This window comes from Acrocarpospora corrugata (genome assembly GCF_009687845.1).
GTDB classification, from domain to species: Bacteria; Actinomycetota; Actinomycetes; order Streptosporangiales; family Streptosporangiaceae; genus Acrocarpospora; species Acrocarpospora corrugata.
The window spans coordinates 36,905-61,177 of record NZ_BLAD01000064.1 but is presented as its reverse complement, the minus strand read 5'-3'; the positions used below and the strand labels follow the sequence as shown (position 1 = coordinate 61,177).

The following is a 24,273-nucleotide window of genomic DNA, read 5'->3' as shown; positions in this document are numbered from 1 at the left end:
CCCATGCCGTCAACCGGTACGGTCAGTCTGGATCGGTCAATGGGATGACGTGCTGGCGTTTGTCCAGAAGGTCGAAGGCTTCGGGGACCTCGGTGGCCCAGGAGATCGCGTCGAACACGTTCGGCCGGGTGAAGCCCTGGTCGTACATGCCGTCGACCAGGGCCTTCAGCGGGTCGTACAGGCCCCAGGGGTCGAGGATGACCAGCGGTTTGACGTGCAGGCCGAGCACCCGTGCGGTCCAGATCTCGAACAGCTCCTCCAGCGTGCCGATGCCGCCGGGCAGCACCAGGAAGGCGTCGGAGCGGGTGTCCATCATGCCCTTGCGCTCGCGCATGTCGGTGGTGACCACGAGTTCGGCCGAGTCGGTGTCGGCGATCTCGATGTCCACCAGGGCCTGCGGGATCACCCCGACGGTGGCCGCGCCGCCCGCGCGGGCGGCGCGGGCGACCTCGCCCATGCAGGACACGATGGCGCCGCCGCTGACCAGGCCGTGGCCGCGCCGGGCCAGCTCGCCGCCGACCTCGCGGGCCAGCTCCAGGTATTTGGGGTGGATCCGCTGGCTGGACGAGCAGAACACACAAACAAACATTTAACGCATCTTATTGGGCGTCCGACACGGTCTGCCGGACCGACTCCCGCTCGTGGACCTCGGTCTCGCCGCGCACCCGGTCGGCCTCGGCGATGATCTGGATGGCCTCGTCCACGTCGTCGGTGCAGCGGATCAGCTCCACGTCCGGCGGCGAGATCTTGCCCTCGGTGAGCAGCGTGTCCTTGATCCAGTCGATCATCGGGCCCCAGAACCGGCGGCCCATCAGGACCACGGGGAAGGAGGTGACCTTGCGGGTCTGCACCAGGGTGAGCGCCTCGAACAGCTCGTCCAGGGTGCCGAAGCCGCCCGGCAGGGTGATGAAGCCGGAGGAGTACTTGACGAACATGGTCTTGCGGACGAAGAAATAGCGGAACTCGACGCCGAGATCCACGAACTCGTTCATGCGCTGCTCGTGCGGGAGCTCGATGCCGAGGCCGACCGAGATGCCGCCCGCCTCCAGCGCGCCCTTGTTGGCGGCCTCCATGCAGCCGGGGCCGCCGCCGGTGATGACCGCGTAGCCCTGCTCGGCCAGCGCCCGGCCGAGCCGGATGCCCAGCGCGTAGTCCGGCGAGTCCGGTTTGGTACGGGCCGAGCCGAAGACGGTGACCGCGGGCGGCAGCTCGGCCAGCGCCCCGAAACCCTCGACGAACTCAGCCTGGATGCGCAGCACCCGCCACGGATCCATGTGCACCCAGTCGGCGGGGCCGCGCCGGTCGAGCAGGCGCTGGTCAGCGGTGGAGTCGGTCACCAGGTTGCCGCGGAGGAGCGAAGGTCCCTGGCGTCGTTCTGGCCGGATCGTGTTCATGCCGACCCACGGTACCGGCGGCTCGGGAAGCTCCCGAAAAGAATCTTGAAATTCTTCGGAAACGAGCGGAACCGGTTTTCGCGGAGGCCGCGTCTAAGAGTCGAGGGTGCTGCTCGGGACTGAAAGTGGCTTTCCCCGCCAAATGGCCGGCGAGGAAAGCCACTTTCTTCTTTCCGGGGACATTCCCCCAGGTCAGCGCTCAGGTCAGCCAGGTGGTCATGACCCGCTCGGCCTCCACGATCTTGGATAGTTCCACGTATTCGTCCCGCTTGTGGGCGAGTGCCGGGTCGCCGGGGCCGTAGTTCACGGCCGGCACGCCGAGCGCGGAGAAACGCGCCACATCCGTCCAGGCGACCTTGGCCTGCGGCGTGCCGCCGACGATGGCCGTGAACGCCGCCGCGATCGGGTGGTCCAGGCCGGGCCTGGCCCCGGGCGCGCTGTCCACGATCCGGACCTCGAAGCCGTCGAACAGCTCCGCCAGATACGCCTGAGCCTGCTCCTCGGACCGGTCCGGCGCGAACCGGTAGTTGACCGTCACCACGCACTCGTCGGGGATCACGTTCCCGGCGTGGCCGCCGTTGATCAGGACCGCGTTCACGCCCTCGTGGTAGGCCAGGCCGTCCACCACCGGCTTCCTGGGCTCCAGCGCGATCAGCCGGTTCAGGATCTCGGCGGAGCCGTGGATCGCGTTGACCCCCAGCCAGGACCTGGCGCTGTGCGCGCGCACGCCGGTGGCGACCACCTCGGCCCGGACGGTGCCCTGGCAGCCGCCCTCGATCTCGCCGGCGGTGGGCTCCATCAGCACCGCGAAGTCGCCGCGCACCCAGTCTGGGTGCTCGCGGACCAGCAGGCCGAGGCCGTTGCGGGCCGCCTCGATCTCCTCGCAGTCGTAGAAGACCAGGGTGAGGTCGCGGTTGGGCTCGGCCAGCAGGGCCAGTTTGAGCTGGACGGCCACGCCGCTCTTCATGTCGGTGCCGCCGCAGCCGTACAGCCGGTCGCCCTCGACCCGGCTGGGCAGGTTCCCGGCGATCGGGACGGTGTCCAGGTGCCCGGCCACCACCACCCGCTCGGCCCGGCCGAGGTGGGTGCGGGCCACGATGTTCGCGCCGTCCCGGTCCACGGTGAGGTGGCCGAGGCCGGCCAGCGCCGCCTCGACGGCGTCGGCGAGCGGCTTCTCCTGGCCGCTCTCCGAGGCGATGTCCACCAGTTCTGCGGTGAGCGTCCTGACGTCCTGATCCAATCGCATGGAACACCAGCCTAGGGAGTCCGGGTAGGTTCTGGGACGTGACAACGCGCGTCCCCAGAACTCTCCTGATCATCCTGGCCATCCTCGTGGTTCTGGGCGCCGGCATCTTCTTCGCGGTCCAATACCTGCTCAACCGGGCGAAACCGTTCGTGCTCGGCGAGCACTGCCAGATCACCACCCCGGACGGCACGCTCGAACTCGACATCGAGCAGTCCCAGGTGGCGGCCACCATCGCCGCCGTGGCGGCCCGGCGCAAGCTGCCGGAGCGGGCCCTGGAGATCGCCTATATCACCGCCATCCAGGAGTCCAAGCTCAGCAACATCCCGTACGGCGACCGCGACTCGGTCGGCATCTTCCAGCAGCGCCCGTCCCAGGGCTGGGGCACCGTGGACCAGTTGCTGGACCCCGTCTACTCGACCAGGAAGTTCTTCGCCGCCCTGGAGAAGGTGGACGGCTACCTGGACATGCCGCTGCACGACGCCGCCCAGGAGGTGCAACGTTCCGCCGACGGCGGCGCGTACGCCGACCACCGGGCCACCGCGGTGATCCTGGCCGGCGCGTTCGGCGGCCGGGTCCCGAAGGCCGTGCACTGCTGGTACCCGCCCGCGGAGAAGCCGGTCAAGCTCACCCCGGAAGCCGCCCGCAAGGAGCTCACCCGCGCGCTCGGCGCGGCGGCCAAGAAGGACAGCTGGCTGGTCGCGACCTGGTACGTCACGCACGCCCAGCAGTACGGCCTGCGTCAGATCGGCTACGACGGCGTCCGCTGGGTCGCCGAATCCGGACACGACGGCTGGAAAGACGATAAATCCACCAAGGGCGCGCCGATGGCGATCGGCTAGCCCAGCCGCTCCACCTGGATCGAACCAGGCGTCAGCGGCGACGCGTACGAAGCCACCCACTGCCCGCCCTGCACCCGCTGGAACGACAGTAGCCGCCCGTCATTGGCCCGGTAGTCGGCGAAGTCCAGCAGCCCGCGGTCCGGCAGCCCGGTCATGCCCTCGGCCCGGAACGCGACAGTCCCCCGCTCGATCGGGAAGAACTCCACGCCCTCCATGATCAGCATGCTCTTGGCGGGCACCATGCCCTGGGCCGGAACCTGGGTCCAGAGCAGGACCTCCAGGTGGGCGACCTCCTCCTGGACGTCGCGCTCCTGCACCGAGAGCCACTGGTAGCGGCGGGTGCCGTCGTCCAGCAGATGCTCGGTCCACTGCTCGCCGTGCCAGGAAAGATGCAACGCTCCCATGGTCTTGTAGCGGACACCCGCGACATGCACGGTGTCGCCGACCTTGATGGTCCGGGGATCGAAGAAGGCGGGCCCCTGACCAGGGCCGAAGTCGAGTCCCCCGTTCGCCGGAACCACCCGCCTGTCCTGGCGGGTGGTGGCGATGAACGCGCCCAGCACGACGATAAGCGTCGCGACGCTCAGGCCGAGCACCACCGCTGTCGTCATGGCGCGCGATCCTACTGGAGCCGACGCACGACCGCATTTATCCGTTCATCTGTGGCCGTAATCGCGATACGAATGTGTTGCTTTCCGGCCGTACCGTAGAAATCTCCCGGGGCCACCAGGATGCCCTTCTCCGACAGCCGCCGCACCTGGTCCCAGCAGCCGGAACCGTCGCCGGCCCACAGGTAGAGACCGGCGGTGGAGTGCTCGATCCGCCAGCCCGCCGCCTCCAGCGCGGGGCGCAGAACGCTCCGGCGCGCCGCGTATCGGGCCCGCTGTTCCTCGGCGTGCGCGTCGTCCTGGAGCGCGGCCGCCATGGCCGCCTGGACCGGTCCCGGCATGATCATGCCGGCGTGCTTGCGGACTTCCAGCAGCCGCTGGACGAGCTCCGGATCGCCGGTGACGAACCCCGCCCGGTATCCGGCCAGATTGGACCGTTTCGACAGGGAGTGCACCGCGAGGAGGCCCTGGTGGGAGCCGCCGCAGACGTCCGGGTGCAGGATCGAGACCGGCTGTTCCTCCCAGCCGAGGCCGATGTAGCACTCGTCGGAGGCGACGATCGAGCCGTGCTCGCGGGCCCAGTCCACCACCTTGGCCAGGTGCCCGGCCGGCAGCACCCGCCCGGTCGGGTTGGACGGCGAGTTCACCCAGACCAGCGGCGCCCGCTCGGGCCCGAGCGCGACCAGCCCGTCGGTCGCGTACGGCTCCGCTCCCGCCAGTCGCGCGCCCACGTCGTAGGTCGGGTAGGCCAGCTCGGGGAAGACCACCCGGTCGCCGCCGCGCACCCCGAGCAGGGTGGGCAGCCAGGCGACCAGCTCCTTGGTGCCGATGACGGGCAGCACGGCGGCCGGGTCCACGTGCACCCCGTGCCGGCGGGCCAGCCAGCCGGCGGCGGCGGCGCGCAGTTCGGGCGTGCCGTGGGTGAGCGGGTAGCCGGGGCTGTCGGAGGCGTCGGCGAGCGCCTGCCGTACCAGCTCGGGCACCGGATCGACCGGCGTGCCGACCGACAGGTCGGCGATGCCGTCCGGGTGGGCCTGCGCCACCTCCTTGTACGGCGTGAGCCGGTCCCACGGAAAATCAGGCAGTGCGATCAACGAACGTCCCCCCAACGGGCATGCGGAAGCCGCCCACCGGGGTCAGCGGGCGGCCGTGGCGAACAAGTTAGCTCAGTGGTCGGCGGCCTGCGGGGGCATCGCGGCCACGACCTCGTGGTCCTTATCGATCTTCCCGACCTTGGCGGCGCCGCCAGGCGACCCCAGGCCATCGAAGAAGTCCACGTTGGCGCGGTAGAAATCCTTCCACTGCTCGGGCAGGTCGTCCTCGTAGAAGATGGCCTCCACCGGGCAGACCGGTTCGCACGCACCGCAGTCCACACACTCGTCGGGGTGAATGTAGAGCATGCGGTTGCCCTCGTAGATGCAGTCGACGGGGCATTCCTCGATGCACGCCTTGTCCAGGACATCCACGCAAGGCTGCGCGATGACGTAGGTCACCTCGGGCTCCTTCTCTCCGGCACGACACGGGCCGCGGGTTGCTAACGCCTAGTATTGCGTTGCCTGCCAGGTGGCTGAAACAGGAGGGGGTCAAACCTGTGGCCTTTCGGCTCACAGTGAGCATCTCCGCGGAAGACGTGGGACGCCGGGTGACCGTGCGGCGCAAGGTGCCGGAAGGATTTCGGGACGTCGTGGGCGTACTGGAATCGTGGTCCGGCGGCACGCTGGCGGTCCGGAAACGCGACGGCACGCTGGTGGAGTTTCCCGAGAACGTCATGGTGGCGGCAAAGGTCGTCCCCGGCTGACGGCGTGCCTCCTCGACCGGCCGGAAAATCACGCCAAGTATTCGAATCGTGACCACACGTGCTCTAGGTCTGATAGCCCTGCTCGCGGTGGCCGCGGCCGCCTGCTCCGCCCCGGCTACGGACTCCAAGAACCTGCCGCCGGTGAACCCCAAGGCCGCCAGCCTGCAGTCGGGATTCACCAACATGGACCGGCTGATCGAGACGGCCCAGAAGGAGGGCGAGCTGGTCGTCGTCGGCCTGCCCAGGGACTGGGTGAACTACGGCGCGATCATCGACGAGTTCGCCGACAAGTACGGCGTGAAGGTGACCGCGCTCAAGCCGGAGGCCACCAGCGCCCAGCAGCTGGCCTCGGCCGGCGCGCAGACCCCCGACGTGTACGACCTGAGCCTGGACGTGGCCGTCGCCAACGCCGCCGCCTTCGCGCCCTACCGGGTGCTCGGCTGGCAGGACATCGCCGACGACCTGAAGGAGCCCTCCGGCTCCTGGTACGCGGGCTACGGCGGCTACATGTCGATCGGCTACGACCCCGCCAGGATGGCCGAGCCCGCCTCATTCGCGGCCCTGCTGAAGCCCGGCAACACGGTCGCCCTGCCCGGCGACCCGCTGCGCACCGCGTCCGGGTTCGCCGGCGTGATGGCGACCTCGCTCGCGGGCGGCCAGCCGGACGCCGCGCGCGGCGTGCAGTTCTTCACCGAGCTGAAGAAGGCGGGCGTGCTGTCCACCCCCGACCGGGCCGCCGCGCTGCTCGACTGGGACTACCTCAACCTGGCCAAGGCCGCCACCGCCGCCGAGCACGACAGGCCGGAGCTGAAGGTGACCATCCCGAGGGGCACCGTGCTCGCCTCGCACTTCGTGCAGGCGATCAACGCCAAGGCCCGGCACCCGGCCGCGGCCCGGCTGTGGCAGGAGTTCCTGTTCTCCGACGAGGGCCAGAACCTCTTCCTGCGCGGGTACGCCAGGCCGGTCCGGATGGAGGCGATGGAGATGCGCGGCGGGCTCGACCAGGAAGCCGCCGCGAAGCTGCCCAAGGTCTACGGAACCCCGGTTACGCTCACCATCCCGCAACAGGACGCCGCGAAGACCTACCTTCAGCAACATTGGACCCAGCAGATCGGCTGACCACCATGCATTCCACGGAGGCCGTACAGTATGCCTATACCGTGGAATGAGAGCCGATCTTGCGATATGACACCCCAAGTCTCATACGGTGGAACGCTCGCGCTTACGACAGCTCGTTCGGCTACGTCTCCGCGCAGGGCGCTCCACTGGTGGACCTGCTGGACCCGCAGCCGGGCGAGCGTGTGCTCGACCTGGGCTGCGGCACCGGCGTGCTCACCGCCGAGATAGCCTCGCGCGGCGCCAGGGTGCTCGGCATCGACGGGTCGCACTCGATGATCGAGACCGCCATCGCCCAGTACCCCGGCCTGGATTTCACGGTCGGGGACGGGCACGACTTCACCGTGGCGCAGCCGTACGACGCGGTCTTCTCCAACGCGGCGCTGCACTGGATGAGCCGGGACCCGGACGCGGTGATCGAATGCGTCCGGATGGCCCTGCAGCCCGGCGGCCGGTTCGTCGGCGAGCTCGGCGGCGCGGGCAACTGCGCCGCGCTCACCGCCGCGATGCTCACCGCCTGGCGCGAGCACGGCCTGCGCGACCCGCACCTGCCGTGGTACTTCCCCAGCCCCGCCGAGTACGCGGTCCGCCTGGAGCGGGCCGGTTTCACGCTCCGCCTGGTGGAGTACTTCGACCGGCCGACCCCGCTGGACGACTGCCCCAACGGCGCCGCCGACTGGGTGCGCATGTTCGCGCACTCGCTGCTCGACGGGGTGCCGATGGGCACGGTGGAACCGCTGCTCCGGCGGGTGAACGAGCTGGCCGCGCCGGCCCTGCGGCGCGAGTCAGGCTGGATGGCCGACTACGTCCGGCTCCGGTTCGCGGCCGTCCGCCAGTAGGCGCCGGCAGAAGCCGAATCAAGGTCGTCACCGAGAAACTCCCGCCAACGCGGGGGATTTGCCAGACTATGGTCTGGTCTTACGTACGTGATGGGGATGGCGATGAACTTCTGCCTGAGTGACCTTGTGCCACCACTGCGCTGGAGTGATGCCGCTAATATCCCCACCCCGCCGGAATTACCGGATGCGTGGTGGCGGAGCCTGCCCATGAGCCGGGTGCTGGCGGCGGTCGGCCCGGCGAACATCGCCGAGCTGCTGACCGACCTCACGCTGAGCCAGTGGCGGGCCGCGGCGATCGGCGACATCCTGCCCGCGCTGCACGTGCTGCACCCCGACGAGGCCGACGATCCGCAGGTGGCGATCGCGCTGGACCGGGCCGGTTCGTGGACCGGACTGCTGGCGCTGACCGGCAGGGAGCTCTCCGACCAGCCGTTCGTGAAGGTGCGGCCGGTGCTGATCGCCCTGTTCGGCGCGGTCTTCGCCCGGCTCGGGCAGCCGCAGCTGGTCCGCCCCGCGCGCATCTCCCGGCCGATAGAACCGGCCGAGTACGGCGACCTGGCCGTGGTGGTGCCGCCGGCCGCCGGGGATCTGTGCGCGCTCCTGGACGGGGTGTTCGCGGCGCTGGACGACCAGACCTGGATGGTGGCCCAGAACCGGGTCTTCACCGACACGCCGACGGCCGAGGAGGAGCTGGCCCGGCTGCTGGCCGTGCCGGCCGGGCTGATCGAGGCGATGGAGAAGTCGCTGCGGGCCCGGCTGGAGGAGTGGCTGGAGTCGGCCGAGTCGGCGCCGTTCCGGGCCCACCTGGAGCGGGTCGCGGAGTTACTCGGAGTGGCCGCGCCGAAGACGCGGCTGATCAACGCGGCCCCCTGGCACGAGGAGGAGCTGCGCTCGCTGGACGTGCTGGCCTGGCAGTTCGTGCTGGCCTCGCTGCCCGGCTACCAGGTCTCCGGCGAGTGGCTGGTGGCCGGGGACATGGCCGAACTGCAGGAGAAGACCCGCAAGCTGATCGTGAACTCGGACCGGCCGCCGACGGTGAACCGGGCCAGGCAGCTGGTCTCCAGCCTGGGGATCCGGCCCGAGGTGGCCAAGGAATGGCTGGAGAACGTGCCCTCACTGCGGATCCAGAGCGGGGCCAACGGCACCAAGCCCAAGCCCAGGCCACGTCCCAAGCCCGCGCCCCCGCCGAGACCCGCGGTCGAAGCCAAGCCGGCGGAAGAACCGGAGCCGGAACCGGTGCCGGTGCCGGTGCCTGACCCCCAGCCTGAACCACCGGCGCCCAAACCCGAACCCAAGCCGGCGCCCAAACCCGCGCCGAAGCCGGTGCCCAAGCCGCCGCCGAAGACCGAGCCCAAGCCCAAGGGCGAACCCGGCATGAAGGACGTCGCGCACACCCGGCGCTGCTTCCGGCAGCCCGACGGCCGCTGGTGGCTGCGGGTGGACGTGACCGCCGACTACCTGTCCGGCGCCGAGATCCCGCTGCCCAGCGGCTTCGCCTCCTACCTGGGGCTCAACCCAGGCGACGCCAAGACGGTGCGCAGCGCGGCCGGCGACGTGGAACTGACCTGGCAGTCCGGCCCGGCGGTGGGCTCGCTCCAGCGCATCCTCACCGAGGTCGCCGCCAAGGAAGGCGGGCACATCTTCCTCACCCTCTCCGAGGAGGGCATGCTCCGGGTCCGGCACCTGCCCTCGGCCACCGGCGGCGACAGCACCTCGCGGGCACTCCGCCTGGTCGGCTACACCGCTCCCGGCGGCACCCCCGACCAGGCCACCAGAGTGATCGCCACCCGGATCGGCCTGACCGGCCCGGTCGGCACCGTGGAACTCCTGGCCCGACTCCGAGAACGCGGGGACCGCGATCTGCTGTCCCTGCTCGGATAGCCGCCATGCCCCGGCTCGCGGTCTCCCTGGAGTTCACCAAGGAACTCGGCGCACTGGCCCGCCCGGTCCGCCGGGACGCGGCGGTCGCGGTCCGCCGTTTCCTGCACAACTCCCCCGCCGGGCCGACCCCCGAGCGCGTACGCAACGCCCGCGACCCCCGCGTCTTCACGCTCCGGCTGAGCGACCGCCACCGCGGCGTGGTGCTCCGCCAGCGGGACGTCTACTGGCTGGTCGCGATCCTCCCGGACGCCGAGGCCTGGACCTACGCCCAGCGCCACCGTTTCACCATCAATCCCGCCATCGGCGTGATGGAGGTCTGGGACGCCGAGGCGCTGGAGCGGGTCGAGCCCGCGCTGCGCCGCTCCTCGGCCGGCTCCACCCGCCGCCTGTACGGCCACATCTGCGACACCGACCTGCTCAGCATCGGCATCGACGCCCAGCTGCTGCCGCTGCTGCGGCTGATGAGCACCGACGCGCACCTGACCGCGGTCGAGCCGCTGCTGCCGGAGAGCCAGTTCGCGCCGCTGTCCACGCTGGCCCAGGGCGGCTCGCTGGCCGAGGCGTGGCGGGAGCTGGACGGGTGCAGGTGCGTGCTGGCCGACGTCATCGACACCGAGGACCTGGCCACCGCGCTGCTGCGCAGCCCCGGCAAGGCCGCCTTCGCCGCCGACCGGATCGAGCTGGACCGGATCCTGACCGTGCCGGACTGGTGCACGTTCCTGTATCCGCCGCAGCACACCTACTCCAACTGGGAGACCTACGAGCAGCCCGCGCTGATCACCGGCGGGGCCGGCACCGGTAAGACGATCATCGCGCTGCACCGGGCCGCCCATCTGGCCAAGCACGGCACCGGGCCGGTGCTGCTGGCCACCTTCTCGCAGGTCCTGGTGAACGAGCTGGCCGCCAAGCTGGACATGATCATCGACGACGAGGTGCTGCGCAAGCGGGTCGAGGTCACCAACGTGGACCGGCTCGCCTACCGGATCGTGGCCGAGCACGAGGGCCGCCCGCCCACCCTGGTCGGCGACGTGGCCAAGCTCTGGCAGGAGGCGGCCGGGAGCAGGTTCGGCGCGGCCTTCCTGCTGCGCGAGTGGGAGCAGGTGATCCTGTCCCAGAACCTGCGGTCGCTGGAGGAGTATCTGGCGGCCGAGCGTCCCGGGCGGGGCACGCAGCTGCCGCCCGAGCTCAAGACCAACGTGTGGCGGGCGGTCGAGCACGTGGTCGGGCAGTTGCGGGCGTCCGGGCGGCGCACGCTGCTCCAGCTGGTCAGCGAGGCCGCCGATCTGCTCGGGCAGGCCACCGGGGACATGCTGGGCGACCAGGCGCCGGGGCGGGAGCCGTACCGGCATGTGGTGGTGGACGAGGCGCAGGACCTGCACCCGGCGCAGTGGCGGCTGCTGCGCGCGGCGGTGCCGCCAGGACCCAACGACCTGTTCGTGGTGGGCGACCCGCACCAGCGCATGTTCGACACCCGGGCGGCGCTGGCCGGGATGGGCATCCCGGTCCGCCGGTTCCACCTGAAGATCTCGCACCGGCTGCCGCACGAGATCCTCTCCTTCGGCGTCCGGCTGCGCGGCGGCGGCCCGGTGGACGGCCTGGCCGAGGGCATCTCCGAGATGTACGGCTACCGCTCGCTCCAGCACGGCCCCCGCCCGATGGTCCGCGGCTACGTCAGCCTGGACGCGGAGATCACCGGCCTGGTCGCGCACGTCGGCGAATGGCTGGCCGACGGGGTGCCGCCGAACCAGGTCGCGGTGGCCGCCAGGACCGTGGAACTGGTCAGAACCGCGCGGGCCGCGCTGCGCGCGGCGGGCATCGAGGTGAAGGTGACGATGCTGCACGGCATGAAGGGTCTGGAGTTTCGCCGGGTGGCCGTGATAGGCGTTGCAGACGGGATCGTTCCGGCGCCGGAGCAGCTCACTCCGGCCACGGAAGACCCCACGGCCCGAGCCCATGACCTGCAACGAGAACGGGGGTTGCTCTATGTGGCTTGCACGCGGGCGAACGAGCTGCTCTACGTGTCCTACTCCGGCCGGGCGAGTCCCTTCCTGCCCACCTGATCCCCTAATCTGAACTGCGGATATATTCCCCTTGCCGGTTGGACCTGCATGAATCTAAGCCTGAGCGACATCGTGCCTCCCCTGCGCTGGACCGCGCCCAGCCAGGTCGAGCCGATCGCCAGCGATCCCGGTCTCCCCGACGCGTGGTGGCAGGCGCTTCCCCTCGACCGCGCCGCCGCGGCGGTGGGCACGGAGCGGGTGGCGTCCCGGCTGGCCGACCTGACCACGGCGTGCTGGAGTCACCTGGTGCTGGGCGACGTCATGCCGTTGCTGAGGTTCACCAATCCGGTGGAGTGCCAGCAGATGCCGGGCAGCAGGGAGAGTGTGCTCCAGCTTTTCATCGGCGTCCTGGACAAACTCCTGGAAACCGAACCGGGCGAGCGTACGGCGGCCCCGCCCGCGGTCCCCGAGCGCCCGCTGCCCGAACTGGTGGACGAGGTCTTCGCCCGGCTGGACGACCGCCAGCGCGCCATCGCCAGGGACCGGCTCTACGCCGAGCAGCGCGCCACCCTGGACGAGCTGGCCCAGCGCTTCTCGGTCACCAGGGAGCGGATCAGGCAGATCGAGCGGGACCTGCGCGACCACGTGGAGGCCTGGCTGTCCGGCCCGGACGCGGCCCCGCTGAGCGCGCACCTGAGCTGGCTGCGCACCCGGCTGGGCTCGGCCGTGCCGGCCGACGACCTGACCGCCGCCGTGCCCTGGCACCGCACCGAGCTGGCCACCCTGGGCATCCCGGCCTGGCGGTTCGTGCGCACCCTGCTGTCCGGCTACGAGCAGGTGGACGGCTGGCTGATCGCGGGCGGCTCGGACGAGCTGCGGGAGAAGACCCGGGGCCTGTTCACCGACGGGCCTGTCCCGCTGGCCGAGGCCATCGTGATGGTCTCCCAGCTGGGCGTGCGCGAGGACGTGGCGGAGCGGTGGCTGGCCGCGGTGCCGCACCTGCGGGTGCTGGAAGGGCACGTGGTGCCGTGGCCGCGCAGCGTGAACGACAAGGCCGAGGCGGTGCTGGCGGTGGCCGGGATGCCGCTGTCGCCTGAGGAGATCCAGACCAGGATCGGCGAGGACTACAGCCTGGTCGGGATCCGCAACCAGCTGACCGCCGACGAGCGCTTCCTGCGACTGGATCGCAACAAGTACGGACTCACCCGGTGGGGCGGCGAGGAATATCTGGGCATCCGCGAGATGATCGCCCGGGAGATCCAACGGGCCGGGGGTGAGGCGTCGGTGAACACCATCGTGACCAGCCTGACCTCACGGTATGAGGTGAGCGAGAGCTCGGTGCGCGCGTACGCGGGCGGGCCGGGCTTCGAGCGCACCCAGCGTGGCTGGATCCGGGTGGCCGGCGCGGAGCAGGGCGAGTACCAGCCGCGCCGGGACGTCTCGATGACCCGGCGCTGTTTCCGCAGCAGGGACGGCCGCTGGTGGCACCGGGTGGACGTGAACGCCGAGCATCTGCGGGGTTCCGGTTCGCCGCTGCCGACCGGGTTCGCGGCCCATCTGGGGATGGCCCCCGGCGGGCAGCTGACGGCGTCCACGTCGGCCGGCGAGGTCGTGATCAGCTGGCACAACCAGCCGACCATGGGCTCGATCCGGCCGGTGCTGGCGGAGTACAACGCGGCGGAGGGCGACCACGTCTTCCTGACCGTCTCCGACGGCGGCGAGCTGCTGACCCGGTTCCTGCCCGCCAGCCCGCCCGGACTGCCCGCTCTCAACCGGGCCCTGCACCTGATCGGGTACACGGCTCCGGTGGCGTCGGAGGCGGAGGGGTTGCGGCTGATCGGGGCCCGGATCGGGCTGCCCGACGGGGCCGCGCGGGACGAGGTGCTGGTCCGGCTGCGCGAGCGCGGCGACCGGGACATTCTCACGTTCCTGTAACGGCCATTGTCGGGATCTGCCAGGATCTTCGGCAATTGTCCGTTGGGGGAAGGATTTAACGTGAAATTTCCGGCGATACGGGCTGTTCAGGCTGTGCTGCTCGCTGGGGTGCTCGGCGTGGGGATCGCCTGGCCCGCCCAGGCGGCGACCCGGGTGCTCGGGGTGGACGTCAGCAACTGGACCGGCGACGTCGACTGGGATTCCGTAGCCGATCGCGGGGCCGGCTTCGCCTACGTGCACTCGACCGAGGGCTTGGACTACCGCAACCCGCGCTTCGCCGCCCAGTTCAACGGGGCCGGGCAGGCGGGCATCTACCGGGGCGCCTACCACTTCGCGCAGCCGCACGAGTCCGACGGGGCCGAGCAGGCCGACTTCTTCGTCCGCAACGGCGGGCGCTGGGCCGCCGACGGCAAGACCCTGCCGGGGGTGCTGGACGTGGAGGACAATCCGTACAACAACCGGAACGGCCTGAACCACTGCTACGGCCTGGACCAGGACGAGATGGTGGAGTGGATCGGGGACTTCACCAAACGCTACCGGGCCAGGACGCACCGGGATGTGGTGATCTACACGACCACGGCGTGGTGGCGCAGCTGCACCGGGGACGCGACCGGTTTCGCGAAGAACCCGCTCTGGCTGGCGCGGTGGGGTGACAAGGTCGGGCCGCTGCCGTCGTCCTGGCAGCGGCACACGTTCTGGCAGTCGGCCGAGAAGGGCAACCACGCGGGCGGCGAGGACCGGTTCAACGGGACCAGGACGCAGCTGCGGCGGCTGGCGTTCCCGCCGGTGACCTACCGGGTGACCGGGCGGGCGGCGCGGCGGGACGCGTACTCGATCACAGTGACCAACACCGGGCCGAGGGCGGTCGGCCGGCTGACCGTGTACGGCAAGACCTTCGGCGCGAACCGCCTGCTCAAGGCCCCGAAGGCGTGCCGGATCAGCGCGACCGTGCTGCGCTGCACGCTGCCCGAGGTCGCCCCCGGCAAGGCGATCAAGTTCACCCTGGCCACCAAGGCGAAGGCGGGCTCGGTGGGCCTGCATCTGAAGGTCGGCTCGGCGAAGCTGACCTTGCGGGGCCCGGCTGAGTAGGCTCAGGGCATGCTGCGCCTCTTCGACACACGTCACCGGCAAGTCGAACCGATCTTGCCGGCGGGGGCGCGAGCGCTGCGCATGTACACCTGCGGGCCTGCCGTCCACCGCCACGCCCATCTGGGCGACCTGCGCTCCTACCTGTTCGCGGACCTGATCAGGCGGGTCGTGGAGCGGCAGAGCGTGCGGGCCATGGTGTGCCAGAACATCACCGACATCGACCCTCTGGGCGAGGACCAGGTCCTCGCCCAGGGCCGTTCGGCGCAAGACGCGTTCCGGCGGGACTCGCTCGCACTGAACCTGCGTCAGCCTGAGCACACCCCGCGCACCTCCGAGACCATCGATCTGGTGGTCGACCTGATCGCCAAGCTCATCGAGAAGGGCTACGCCTACCCGGTCCCGGACGGTTCGGTCTTCTTCGACGCCCAGTCCTTCCGGTCGTACGGCGACATCTCCGGCAACCGCCTCGACGCGCTGCACCCCGCCCACCGGATCGACGGCGTGGACCCCCGCAAACGTTTCCACGCCGACTGGGCCCTCTGGAAGGCCGCCCACCACGACCTGACCTGGGACACCCCGTGGGGCCGGGGCTTCCCCGGCCGGCACATCGGGTGCTCGGCCATGTCGCTGGCGTTCCTGGGCGAGCAGGTGGACCTGCACACCGGCGGCGTCGACCTGCTCTTCCCGCACCACGAGAACACGCGCGCCCAGTCCGACGCGGCGGCCGGCCACGAGGTGGTCCGGCACTGGGCGCACGGCGAGCACCTGCTCTTCGACGGCCGCGAGATGGCCGAGTCCACCGGCAACGTGGTGCCGCTGAGCGACGTCACCGAGGCGGGCCTGGACCCGCTCGCGGTCCGGCTGGCGCTGATGGAGCACCGCCACCGCCAGCGGATGGACCTGACCTGGGACGCCCTGCACGCCGCCGACCGCACGGTGCGACGCTGGCGGCAGAAGGTCGCCGAGTGGGCCGAGTCGCCCAGCAGGCCGATCGCGCCCGTCGCCGAGGACGTGCAGCGGGCTTTCAACGACGACCTGGACACGCCGCAGGCTCTGCGCCTGCTCCGCGAGTTGGAGCGCGACCCCGACGTCGCGCCGGGGTCGAAGTTCGAGACGTTCCTGCACTTCGACCATCTGCTCGGGCTGGACCTGTCCACCGAGATCGGCCGGGTGCCCGTGCTGCCGCCGGGCGCGGCCGAGCTGCTGGACCAGCGGGATCGGGCCAGGGGCGCCGAGGACTGGCCGGAGGCCGACCGCCTCCGCGACGAACTCGCCGGCCTCGGGGTGAAGGTGGCCGACACCCCCGACGGCCAGACCTGGGCGCGCTAACTGAGCATCCTGGTCTCGCCTATCGCGAGGTCCCACAGGTCGGCCGGGTCGAGCCCGCGTTCGGCCCACGCCTGCCTGGTCTCCTCGATCGGGGCGAGCAGCCGTTCGCCGGAGAGCACGAAGGTCCCCCAGTGCATGGCCGCCATCCGCCGCGCCCCCACGTCCAGGCACGCCTGCACGGCCTGGTCGGGGTCGACGTGGAAGTTCTTCATGAACCAGCGCGGCTCGTACGCCCCGACCGGCATCAGCGCCACGTCGATGTCCGGATACCGGATGCCGATCTCCTTGAACCGGTGCCCGTACCCGGAGTCCCCCGCGAAGTAGATCCGCCGGTTCCCGGCCGTGAGCACCCAGCCGCCCCACAGCGTCTTGCAGGTGTCCCAGATCGTCCGGCGGCTCCAGTGGTGCGAGGGCACGAACGTGAAGGCGACCTCACCCAGCCGGGCCGACTCCCACCAGTCCAGCTCGGCCACGTTGCGGAAGCCGCGCCGGGCGAACCAGGCCGCCAGCCGGGCCGGTACGAAGATCGCGGTGTCCTTGGGCAGCCGCCGGATGGTCGGCGCGTCCAGGTGGTCGAAGTGGTTGTGGCTGATCACGACCGCGTCCACGTGCGGCAGGTCGGACCAGGCGACGCCGGGCGGGGTGAGGCGGGGGCGGATGCCGGGGATCTTGCGCGCCCAGACGGGGTCGGTGAGCACGGTCAGGCCGCCGACCTGGAGCACGTAGGTGGCGTGGCCGACCCAGGTGATCAGCGCCTCAGTGCCGGCGGGGCGGGGCAGTCCCGAGCGGTAGACCGGGATCTGGTCGGCGTCCCCAATGTTGGTGCGGAAGCCGCCGTGCTGGAGCACGCTGACCACTTCGCGGAAGGAGGCGAGCGGGGCGGTCAGCCGGTCGGCGAAACCGTTCGGCCAGCGGGGCGCGGCCGGGCGGGCGGGGTGTGGGAGGGCTTCCGGGCGGATGGTGTACGACATCGGTGCTCTCCCGTCGGGTCATCAACCACTCCCCTTTGATGATCCCCACTGGACCGGAAATATGCCTCCACCGACCGATGTATGTGATAAATCATCCTCAATGCGGAGATGTCCTTCTCCAGCGGGGGCGGTGGCGGGTGTAGCCGCCGTCCTCCAGGTTGGCCAGGCGCTCGAAGACGTTCCAGGAGGCGATATCCCCGCAGGCGGCGTAGGAGAGGCCGAGCGAGAGCACGTAGAGGATCAGCATCGGCAGGCCGACGCAGGCGGCGTACTGGGAGGCGTGGCGGGACTCGTGGGCCAGGAGGCGGCCCTGGAGAATTCCGTCCGGATATTTAGTGAGAACGACGTTTCCGACGGTGAACGCGCGGGCGATCGGGAACGGGATCCGGTAGCCGTGGGCGTAGATCAGGCCGAACTCGCCCCGCCGGGTGCGGGCGCCGCCGATCCGGGCGATCAGCAGCCCGGCCGGGGTGGACAGGTTCACCCAGTTGATGATCCGGCGGAGCCGGTACCAGTGGCTCATCGCACATTTTGCCGGAGCAGCCAGGAGACCCCCGTGGACGGGATCAGCAGGATCGCCGCCAGCACGACCACCGAACCGCCGTACAGGTAGACGTATCCGGCGGTGTTCCCCGCGATGATCAGGTCGCCCTCCGGGCGCTCCCCGGCGAACACGAACGACATGACCAGCCAGCCCATCGCCGGGAGCAGGGCCGCCAGCCGGGTGCCCATCAACCGGCCCATCCCGTACGGCACCGCGAACATCACCACCACCCAGGCGATCGCGGCCACGGGCACCCCCAACGCGTACCACCCGTGGGTGAACCCGCCCAGCACCCCCAGCACGACCCCGAGCACGGCGAGCGTCCCGTACGCGGCTCCCGTGACAGCCGATTCGACACCCGCCACGGTCTCCGGCCCCTCGGTCACCTCGGGGGCGACAGCGCCCATCATGGCGCCGAGATTAGCCGATCCCCGCGAACAGACAGTCCTCCCGGTCGAACGGCGCACCGATGCCGCCCGCCTCGACCGGCGCGCCGACCCCGGCGGGGCCGCGCACGCCGCTCCACAGGATGTAGTGCTCGACGCCGAAAGCCTCCTGCCCGATGTTGTTGGACAGCGCGTACCAGGGCGCGTCCACCGAGACCTGGGTGGCGTGCGCCCGCAGCGCCGCGAACTTGGCCTCCACCCACGGCCGGGCGTCGATCTCGGTGGTGATCTCCCCGTCGGCGGCCCCGAACGGCAGGTCGTCGACGGATTCTTCGGCCCAGAACGCGACGTCGGCCGCGTGCATGGCCTCGGCTGCCCGTTTCATCACGGATTTGGCCATGGCCGTGTGGTAGAACTTCGCGACTTCCAGCGGCGTGTCGCGGATCATCTGGAAGGCCCGCCAGGCCACCCGGTTCGCCTGGATATGGTCAGGGTGACCATAAAAGCCGTTCTCGTCGTAGGTGACCATGACCTGCGGCCGTACCTCCTGGATGACCTGAACCAGCGCGGCGGCGGCCTGATCCAGATCGGCCCGCCAGAAGCAGCGCGGATCGTCGTTACTGGCCACGCCCATCATCCCGGAGTCGCGCCAGCGACCGGCCCCGCCCAGGAACCGGTGATCGGTCACTCCGAGGGCCGCGCAGGCCGCGTCCAGCTCGCCGATCCGGTATCGCCCGAGCGCGTCGTCGTGTTTGGCGGCCAGGTGCGCCAGGCCGGGCGGGATGATCTCGCCCTCCTCGCCGAGCGTGCACGTCACCAGCGTGACGTGCGCGCCCTCGGCCACATACCTGGCCATGGTGGCGCCGGTGCCGATGGTCTCGTCGTCGGGATGCGCGTGCACCAGCAGCAATCGCCGATCAATCATGCCCCGAGCCTAACTGGCACTATGAGGAGCTATGAGTGAGAGCTTCCCCAGAATGCATGCCCGTACCCGGCGGTTCACCCTCGGGGTGCCGCGCGGCTTCACCGTCAGCCCCGACCGTGTGCTCTTCCTGCGAAGCAACTCCGGGGTGGACGCGGTCACCTGCCTCTGGGAGCTCGACCTGGCCTCCGGCGAGGAGCGCCTGCTGGTCGACCCGCTGACGCTCGGCTCCGCCGAGGAGAACCTGCCCCCGCAGGAGCGCGCCCGGCGCGAGCGGGCCCGCGAGTCTGCGGGCGGCGTGGTCGCCTACGCGACCGACGCCACCGCCCGCCGGATCGTGTTCGCCCTGTCCGGCGCGCTGTTCCTGTGGGAGTCCGGCACGGTACGGGCCCTGGCCACCCCCGGTTCGATCATCGACCCCCGGCTGTCCCCCGACGGCGCGCGGGTGGCGTACGTGACCGGCGGCGCGCTCCGCGTCCAGACTCTGGACTCCGGCGAGGACGTCGAGGTGGCCGCCGAGGAAGGCGTCACCTACGGCCTGGCCGAGTTCAACGCGGCCGAGGAACTGGGCCGGATGCGCGGCTACTGGTGGTCCCCCGCCGGGGACGCGCTGCTGGTCGCCCGGGTGGACGAGTCCCCCGTGCAGCGCTGGCACATCGCCGACCCGGCCAACCCCGACCGGGAGCCTGCCGTGGTGGCCTACCCGGCGGCGGGCACTCCCAACGCGGACGTCCAGCTGTTCGTCCACGACCTGTCCGGCTCCAGGGTCGAGGTGCCGTTCACGCACGAGTACCTGCTCAACGTGCTCTGGGACGCGCACGGCCTGGCCCTGGTGACGCTTTCCCGGGACCAGCGCGAGATGTTCCTCCTCAAGATCGACCCGGCCACCGGCGCGAGCACGGTGGTCCGCACGGACACCGACCCCGCCTGGGTCGAGCCCATCTCCGGCGTGCCCGGCCACCTGTCCGACGGCACCCTGGTCTGGGTGGCCGACGCGGACGGCGGCCGCCGCCTGATCATCGGCGACCGCCCGGTGACTCCCCCGTCGCTCCAGGTCCGCGAGGTCCTCGACATCGACGGCGACACCGTCCTGTTCCAGGCCAGCGGCGAACCCAGCGAGATCATGCTGTGGACCTACGCCGCCGGCACCCTCACCCCCGTCGTCACCGAGGCCGGCGTCTACACCGGCCGCCGCGCCGGCGGCGTCACCGTGATCGCCGGCCAGACCCTCACCTCAGAAGGCTCCTCGGTCCGCGCCCTCCGCTCCGACGGCACCGTCCTCCCGATCCGCTCCCGCTCCGAACGCCCCGGCCTCGATTTGCGCATCTCCCTGCTCCGCGCAGGCTCCCGCGGCCTGTCCACCGCCGTCCTCCTCCCGTCCTGGCACGTCGAGGGCAGCAAGAAACTCCCCGTCCTGATGGACCCGTACGGCGGCCCGCACGCCCAGCGCGTAGTCGCCGCCAACCGCCCCTACCTGGAATCCCAGTGGTGGGCCGAACAGGGCTTCGCCGTCATCGTCACCGACGGCCGAGGCACCCCCGGCCGCGGCCCCGCCTGGGAACGCGAAGTCCTCCACGACTTCACCATCACCCTGGACGACCAGGTAGACGCCCTCCAGTCCATGCCCCACCCCGACCTGGACCTGACCAGAGTCGCCATCCGCGGCTGGTCCTTCGGCGGCTGGCTCGCCGCCCTCGCCGTAATCCGCCGCCCCGACGTCTTCCACGCGGCCGTGGCCGGCGCCCCGGTCACCGACTGGCGCCTCTACGACACCGGCTACACCGAGCGCTACTTGGGCGACCCCACCGAAGGCCACTACGACCGCTCCTCCCTCCTCGCCGACGCCGAGAAGCTGGAACGCCCCCTCATGATCATCCACGGCCTGGCCGACGACAACGTGGTAGCCGCCCACACCCTCCGCCTGTCCTCCGCCCTACTGGCCGCCGGCCGCCCCCACACCGTCCTCCCCCTCTCCGGCGTCACCCACATGACCCCCCAGGAGGTCGTCGCAGAAAACCTGCTCCACCTCCAACTCGACTTCCTGAAGAAGGCCCTCGGCTGATCCAGTAGCCGCTCCCAAACGAACCTGGACAGCCGCAGCCTGCGGCTGTCCATGGTGGTCAGATCTTGTATTCGAGATGAGGGATAGCGCGTTCCCAAACCATCTCGAAGGCACCGACGATCTGGGCGGCGATACGCGGGTCGGAGCTGTATTCCAGTTCGTCGATCCCGGTGCCGTCGCCGGCGTTGAAGTTGAAGACGACCAGGCGCTGGTCGAACATCCACAGGTCAGAGTGCGGCAGCATGATCCCGGTCGCTTGCCGTCTCGGAAGCCAGCGGACGTCCTCTCCGGCCTCGATGTTCACATCGGTGACCATGTGGAGCCATTTGGTGTATTCGCTGACCGGTTCCGACACGATCCTCGCCCGGCGCATCTTCACCCCGCGACCGACTGTCTCACGGACGAGGCGCTGCCAGCGGGTCCGATCCGTCCGGCCAGAACCGCCCGTCCTCCAGTCCTGGAAGCCGGGTGACGGCCCGTATTCCTCACGCATCTCCAGGTGGACCGCTGAGCGGGTCGCGCGGGCGAGCATCTCCGCGACGGTCAGCGGGCCGGTTCCTTGTTTGCCCTCGTCGTACTCGGTCAGGGCGTCCAGGATGATCTGGCGCATACGTGCCGGTAGCCACACGACTGCTTCGTCAGAGGCGATGGCGCCATGCTGGGAGATCATGGCCAGTACCGCTGGGTCGGTGATGACGCGGCCCTGGAACAGGAAATCGCCGGTGTTCGGGTCGACGAACACGGCCGGGCATTTCTCGTCGTCGCAGCCGGGGTCCCCGCCGACGAAATCGAGACGGACATCTTCTGGCATGGGCGGGTCGTTCCTCTCCGGGAAGGCCGACGGTCGGCTCGACCCTCACACGCGTGCGATCAGACGGTCAAGGCCGTCGATCGCCCCTGTGATCAGGTTCCGCGCGCCGTCACCGTGTACCGCGAGCGAGAGCAGTCGTCCCCAAGCTTCCCCGTACTGGCGGATCTCAATGGGTTGTGTGAGTGACAAGTAGCCGCTGACCAGTTCCACCGACACGACCGTCTCGTCTGACATCGTGAAGGACTCTTCGGGGCTCACCCCGTTTCGGTGGATTCCGCGCGGAATGATGCCAATGGTCACGGTCGGTCGCCTCAATGACTCCAGCAGAAACTGGAGTTGCGCACGGTGTGCTTCGAGCGGACCGGGCCAGAACCAGAGCACGTCCTCTTCCAGGATGAACATCCACCGAGCGTCTGGCCGCTCCAGGCAGCGCTGACGCTCTGCCCGGGCGGCGACGGCCTCAGCGACGTCGTCGAGCTCCAGATGCTGTTCACGCCGGGCCTGAGTCAGGTATTCCGTCATCATCGCCGTCGTCTGCAGCAGTCCCGGAATGACCTTGGTCTGGTAGACGCGGTGAAGACGGACGTGCCAGTACTTGTCCCGCAGCCGTTCCTGCCTGGCCTTCAACCCGGCCCGGTTGAGCTGGGTGTGCGTCAGCCACATGCCCGCCACGTTCACCTGTTCGGCGAGGAGCTCCGCGGTCCGGTGCCCCGGCGCCGCGCAGATCGCGCACCACAGCCGGACATGGTCGGCCGAGATCGACCGCTGCCCCTTCTCCAGCATGGTGACCAGACTCGGGCTCGCCCAGCCGGCCGCCCGCGCGAACTCACGGCCGGACATCCGTGCGGCCTCGCGTAACTCCCGGAGCTGGCCACCCAGACGCACGCGTGCGGCCTGCGCTGATGAGGACGGGGAAGAGTGCATGACGTGGTCATCATGCACGGCAGGAGGTTCACACGGATTCGGGTGTTGTGAATCTTTGTGAATGTGCTGGCCTCAAGTGAGCGTCGCCCGTCAGGGTCGTACTGCACGCCTGCCCGACCTGAGGAGGCCCCGGTAAGTGAGAGGCAACGTGAGCGTCGAAGAGCTACGGGAAGCGCTTGTCAAGCGGATCGCGACCAGGCACCAGGTGCTTGGTCTCCCGCTGCCGGCCGAGGTGGAGCAGGCGTTCCTGGCTGTCCCCCGGCACCGGTTCACCGGTGACGCCTCTCTGGAGGAGGCCTACGGGGATGACGCGATCGTCACCAAGCGCGACGACCGAGGCCTGTCGTTGAGTTCGGTGTCGGCGGCATGGCTCCAGGCGGCGATGCTGGGTCAGCTCCAGGTGCGGCCTGGTGACCGTGTCCTGGAGATCGGTAGCGGAGGGTTCAACGCGGCCCTGATCCGGGAGTTGGTCGGCGCGGACGGCTCGGTGACCACGATTGACATCGATTCGGACGTCACCGGCCGCGCGGAGCGGTGCCTGGCCGAGGCGGGGTACACCGACGTTGAGGTGATCTGTCAGGACGCCGAGTTCGAGGTCGAGCCCGGCAGGAAGTTCGACAAGATCCTGGTCACGGTCGGGGCGTGGGACATCCCTCCGGCCTGGATCTCCCAGCTCGCCGACGGCGGGCGGCTCGTCGTGCCGCTCCGCACGATGGGCACGACTCGGTCATGGACGCTGGAACGCCAGGACGGCACCCTGGTGAGCAGGGGCCACCTCATGTGCGGGTTCGTGGCCATGCAGGGTGCGGGCGCCAGCCACGGGATCGGGATCGCGCTCCTGGACGGCAACCAGGTCGGTCTGTGGCTGGACGAAGGACAGTCCGTCGACAAGGCGGCCCTGGATGGCGTCTTGTGCACACCAAGGGCTGAGGCCTGGTCGGGCGTCTCGACCGGCCCGATCGTCCCCTACAGCGACCAGGACTTGTGGCTGGCCGGCCGGCTGCCGGGCTTCTGCCTGATGACCGCGCAGCAGGATGCTCTGGACAGCGGCGTCGTGGACTTGCCTTGGCGGTACGGTACTCCCGCGTTTGTGGACGGCGGGACCATCGCCTACCGTGCCAAACCCCGTCTGATCGAAGAGAACCCCTCGGTCTACGAGTTCGGCGCGTACGCGCACGGCGACGACGCGGCCGAGGCGGCCGAACTACTCGCCGAGCAGATCCAGGCGTGGGACCTGGCCGGGCGGCCGAGTCCGCACCTGTCGGTCTTCCCGGCCGGTACACCGGACGCCGAGTTGCCGGAGGGCCTTGTGCTGAACAAGCGGCATACCCGCGTAGTGATCTCCTGGCCGACGGCCAGGTAGCCCCCAGTTCCTGCTTGGTCGAAAGGACCTGTGCCATGGATCCCAGCGAGTTCATCTTGAACGTCCGTCTCGTGAACGCCGGACCGGTCGCGTCAGTGGTCCCCTCAGCCGACTGCACCAGCGACGGCTGCGGCGACACCCCGGGCAGTGCGGGAATCGCCAACTGCTAGACCGCGCCGCCAGTGCTCCCGGCCCTGCGTACGGACCGGGAGCGTT

Annotated in this window: 23 protein-coding genes; 11 read left to right on the top strand and 12 right to left on the bottom strand. The window is 70.2% G+C overall.

Annotated features, from left to right (window positions below; translation table 11 throughout):
• Positions 1-22: 22 nt before the first annotated feature.
• The 3 genes from Acor_RS25375 to dapE form a co-directional block, all read right to left on the bottom strand.
• Positions 23-589 carry an LOG family protein gene (locus Acor_RS25375; RefSeq protein ID WP_155339245.1) on the bottom strand — a complete coding sequence of 189 codons (567 nt, stop codon included), beginning with the start codon at positions 587-589 and terminating at the stop codon, positions 23-25.
• 10 nt (positions 590-599) lie between these two features.
• On the bottom strand, positions 600-1,394 hold the full coding sequence (locus tag Acor_RS25370) for an LOG family protein (protein WP_155339244.1): 795 nt from the start codon (positions 1,392-1,394) through the stop codon (positions 600-602).
• Between the two features lie 199 nt (positions 1,395-1,593).
• Positions 1,594-2,640, bottom strand: coding sequence for a succinyl-diaminopimelate desuccinylase (gene dapE / locus Acor_RS25365; protein ID WP_155339243.1), 1,047 nt, complete (start codon positions 2,638-2,640; stop codon positions 1,594-1,596).
• Positions 2,641-2,678: 38 nt separating this feature from the next.
• Here dapE and Acor_RS25360 point away from each other — a divergent pair, with 38 nt between their 5' ends.
• Positions 2,679-3,479 (top strand): hypothetical protein, encoded by an 801-nt coding sequence (locus Acor_RS25360; RefSeq protein WP_246239090.1) that lies wholly within the window; start codon positions 2,679-2,681, stop codon positions 3,477-3,479.
• Here Acor_RS25360 and Acor_RS25355 read toward each other — a convergent pair.
• The 3 genes from Acor_RS25355 to fdxA all read right to left on the bottom strand — a co-directional run bounded on the left by Acor_RS25355 (position 3,476) and on the right by fdxA (position 5,580).
• On the bottom strand, positions 3,476-4,090 hold the full coding sequence (locus Acor_RS25355; protein WP_155339242.1) for a DUF4178 domain-containing protein: 615 nt from the start codon (positions 4,088-4,090) through the stop codon (positions 3,476-3,478). The genes Acor_RS25360 and Acor_RS25355 overlap by 4 nt on opposite strands.
• An 11-nt stretch (positions 4,091-4,101) precedes the next feature.
• Positions 4,102-5,181, bottom strand: a complete 1,080-nt coding sequence (gene dapC, locus Acor_RS25350) for a succinyldiaminopimelate transaminase (RefSeq protein ID WP_155339241.1) — start codon at positions 5,179-5,181, stop codon at positions 4,102-4,104.
• A 72-nt stretch (positions 5,182-5,253) separates the two neighbouring features.
• Positions 5,254-5,580: a ferredoxin gene (gene fdxA, locus Acor_RS25345; RefSeq protein WP_155339240.1), complete on the bottom strand. Its 327-nt coding sequence runs from the start codon at positions 5,578-5,580 to the stop codon at positions 5,254-5,256.
• 98 nt (positions 5,581-5,678) lie between these two features.
• Here fdxA and Acor_RS25340 point away from each other — a divergent pair, with 98 nt between their 5' ends.
• From Acor_RS25340 to Acor_RS25305, 8 genes are all read left to right on the top strand, one after another.
• Positions 5,679-5,885: a putative acetyltransferase gene (locus tag Acor_RS25340; protein WP_155339239.1), complete on the top strand. Its 207-nt coding sequence runs from the start codon at positions 5,679-5,681 to the stop codon at positions 5,883-5,885.
• Positions 5,886-5,933: 48 nt separating this feature from the next.
• Positions 5,934-7,004: an ABC transporter substrate-binding protein gene (locus Acor_RS25335; protein ID WP_246239088.1), complete on the top strand. Its 1,071-nt coding sequence runs from the start codon at positions 5,934-5,936 to the stop codon at positions 7,002-7,004.
• 59 nt (positions 7,005-7,063) lie between these two features.
• Complete coding sequence (locus tag Acor_RS25330; RefSeq protein ID WP_155339237.1) at positions 7,064-7,840, top strand: class I SAM-dependent methyltransferase; 777 nt, start codon at positions 7,064-7,066, stop codon at positions 7,838-7,840.
• 207 nt (positions 7,841-8,047) lie between these two features.
• The gene (locus Acor_RS25325) at positions 8,048-9,721 is read left to right on the top strand and encodes a hypothetical protein (RefSeq protein ID WP_155339236.1); all 1,674 of its coding nucleotides are present in this window, start codon (positions 8,048-8,050) and stop codon (positions 9,719-9,721) included.
• Between the two features lie 5 nt (positions 9,722-9,726).
• Entirely contained in the window at positions 9,727-11,781 is a 2,055-nt protein-coding gene (locus tag Acor_RS25320) for a UvrD-helicase domain-containing protein (protein ID WP_155339235.1), read from the top strand.
• A 48-nt stretch (positions 11,782-11,829) separates the two neighbouring features.
• A complete protein-coding gene (locus Acor_RS25315) occupies positions 11,830-13,656 on the top strand; it encodes a sigma factor-like helix-turn-helix DNA-binding protein (protein ID WP_155339234.1) in 1,827 nt (608 codons plus the stop codon).
• Positions 13,657-13,716: 60 nt separating this feature from the next.
• Complete coding sequence (locus tag Acor_RS25310) at positions 13,717-14,745, top strand: lysozyme (RefSeq protein ID WP_170317071.1); 1,029 nt, start codon at positions 13,717-13,719, stop codon at positions 14,743-14,745.
• 9 nt (positions 14,746-14,754) lie between these two features.
• Entirely contained in the window at positions 14,755-16,074 is a 1,320-nt protein-coding gene (locus Acor_RS25305) for a CysS/YqeB C-terminal domain-containing protein (protein WP_155339232.1), read from the top strand.
• Here the strand turns inward: Acor_RS25305 and Acor_RS25300 are convergent.
• The 4 genes from Acor_RS25300 to mshB form a co-directional block, all read right to left on the bottom strand.
• On the bottom strand, positions 16,071-17,045 hold the full coding sequence (locus tag Acor_RS25300) for an MBL fold metallo-hydrolase (protein ID WP_155339231.1): 975 nt from the start codon (positions 17,043-17,045) through the stop codon (positions 16,071-16,073). The genes Acor_RS25305 and Acor_RS25300 overlap by 4 nt on opposite strands.
• Positions 17,046-17,142: 97 nt before the next feature.
• Positions 17,143-17,568 (bottom strand): hypothetical protein, encoded by a 426-nt coding sequence (locus Acor_RS25295; RefSeq protein ID WP_155339230.1) that lies wholly within the window; start codon positions 17,566-17,568, stop codon positions 17,143-17,145.
• Positions 17,565-17,999 carry a DUF6113 family protein gene (locus tag Acor_RS25290; RefSeq protein ID WP_155339229.1) on the bottom strand — a complete coding sequence of 145 codons (435 nt, stop codon included), beginning with the start codon at positions 17,997-17,999 and terminating at the stop codon, positions 17,565-17,567. The genes Acor_RS25295 and Acor_RS25290 overlap by 4 nt, the downstream gene beginning before the upstream one ends.
• A gap of 10 nt (positions 18,000-18,009) precedes the next feature.
• On the bottom strand, positions 18,010-18,900 hold the full coding sequence (gene mshB / locus Acor_RS25285; protein WP_155339228.1) for an N-acetyl-1-D-myo-inositol-2-amino-2-deoxy-alpha-D-glucopyranoside deacetylase: 891 nt from the start codon (positions 18,898-18,900) through the stop codon (positions 18,010-18,012).
• A 31-nt stretch (positions 18,901-18,931) separates the two neighbouring features.
• On the opposite strand from mshB, the gene Acor_RS25280 reads away from it, so the two are divergent.
• On the top strand, positions 18,932-20,959 hold the full coding sequence (locus tag Acor_RS25280) for a S9 family peptidase (protein WP_155339227.1): 2,028 nt from the start codon (positions 18,932-18,934) through the stop codon (positions 20,957-20,959).
• 58 nt (positions 20,960-21,017) lie between these two features.
• Here Acor_RS25280 and Acor_RS44650 read toward each other — a convergent pair whose 3' ends face one another.
• Positions 21,018-21,770, bottom strand: coding sequence for a DUF6879 family protein (locus Acor_RS44650; RefSeq protein ID WP_246239086.1), 753 nt, complete (start codon positions 21,768-21,770; stop codon positions 21,018-21,020).
• Positions 21,771-21,815: 45 nt separating this feature from the next.
• The gene (locus tag Acor_RS25270; RefSeq protein WP_281353261.1) at positions 21,816-22,694 is read right to left on the bottom strand and encodes a Scr1 family TA system antitoxin-like transcriptional regulator; all 879 of its coding nucleotides are present in this window, start codon (positions 22,692-22,694) and stop codon (positions 21,816-21,818) included.
• A 136-nt stretch (positions 22,695-22,830) separates the two neighbouring features.
• Between Acor_RS25270 and fxlM the strand changes: the two genes are divergently transcribed.
• Positions 22,831-24,057 (top strand): methyltransferase, FxLD system, encoded by a 1,227-nt coding sequence (gene fxlM, locus Acor_RS25265; RefSeq protein ID WP_218034474.1) that lies wholly within the window; start codon positions 22,831-22,833, stop codon positions 24,055-24,057.
• The last annotated feature ends 216 nt before the right edge of the window (positions 24,058-24,273 follow it).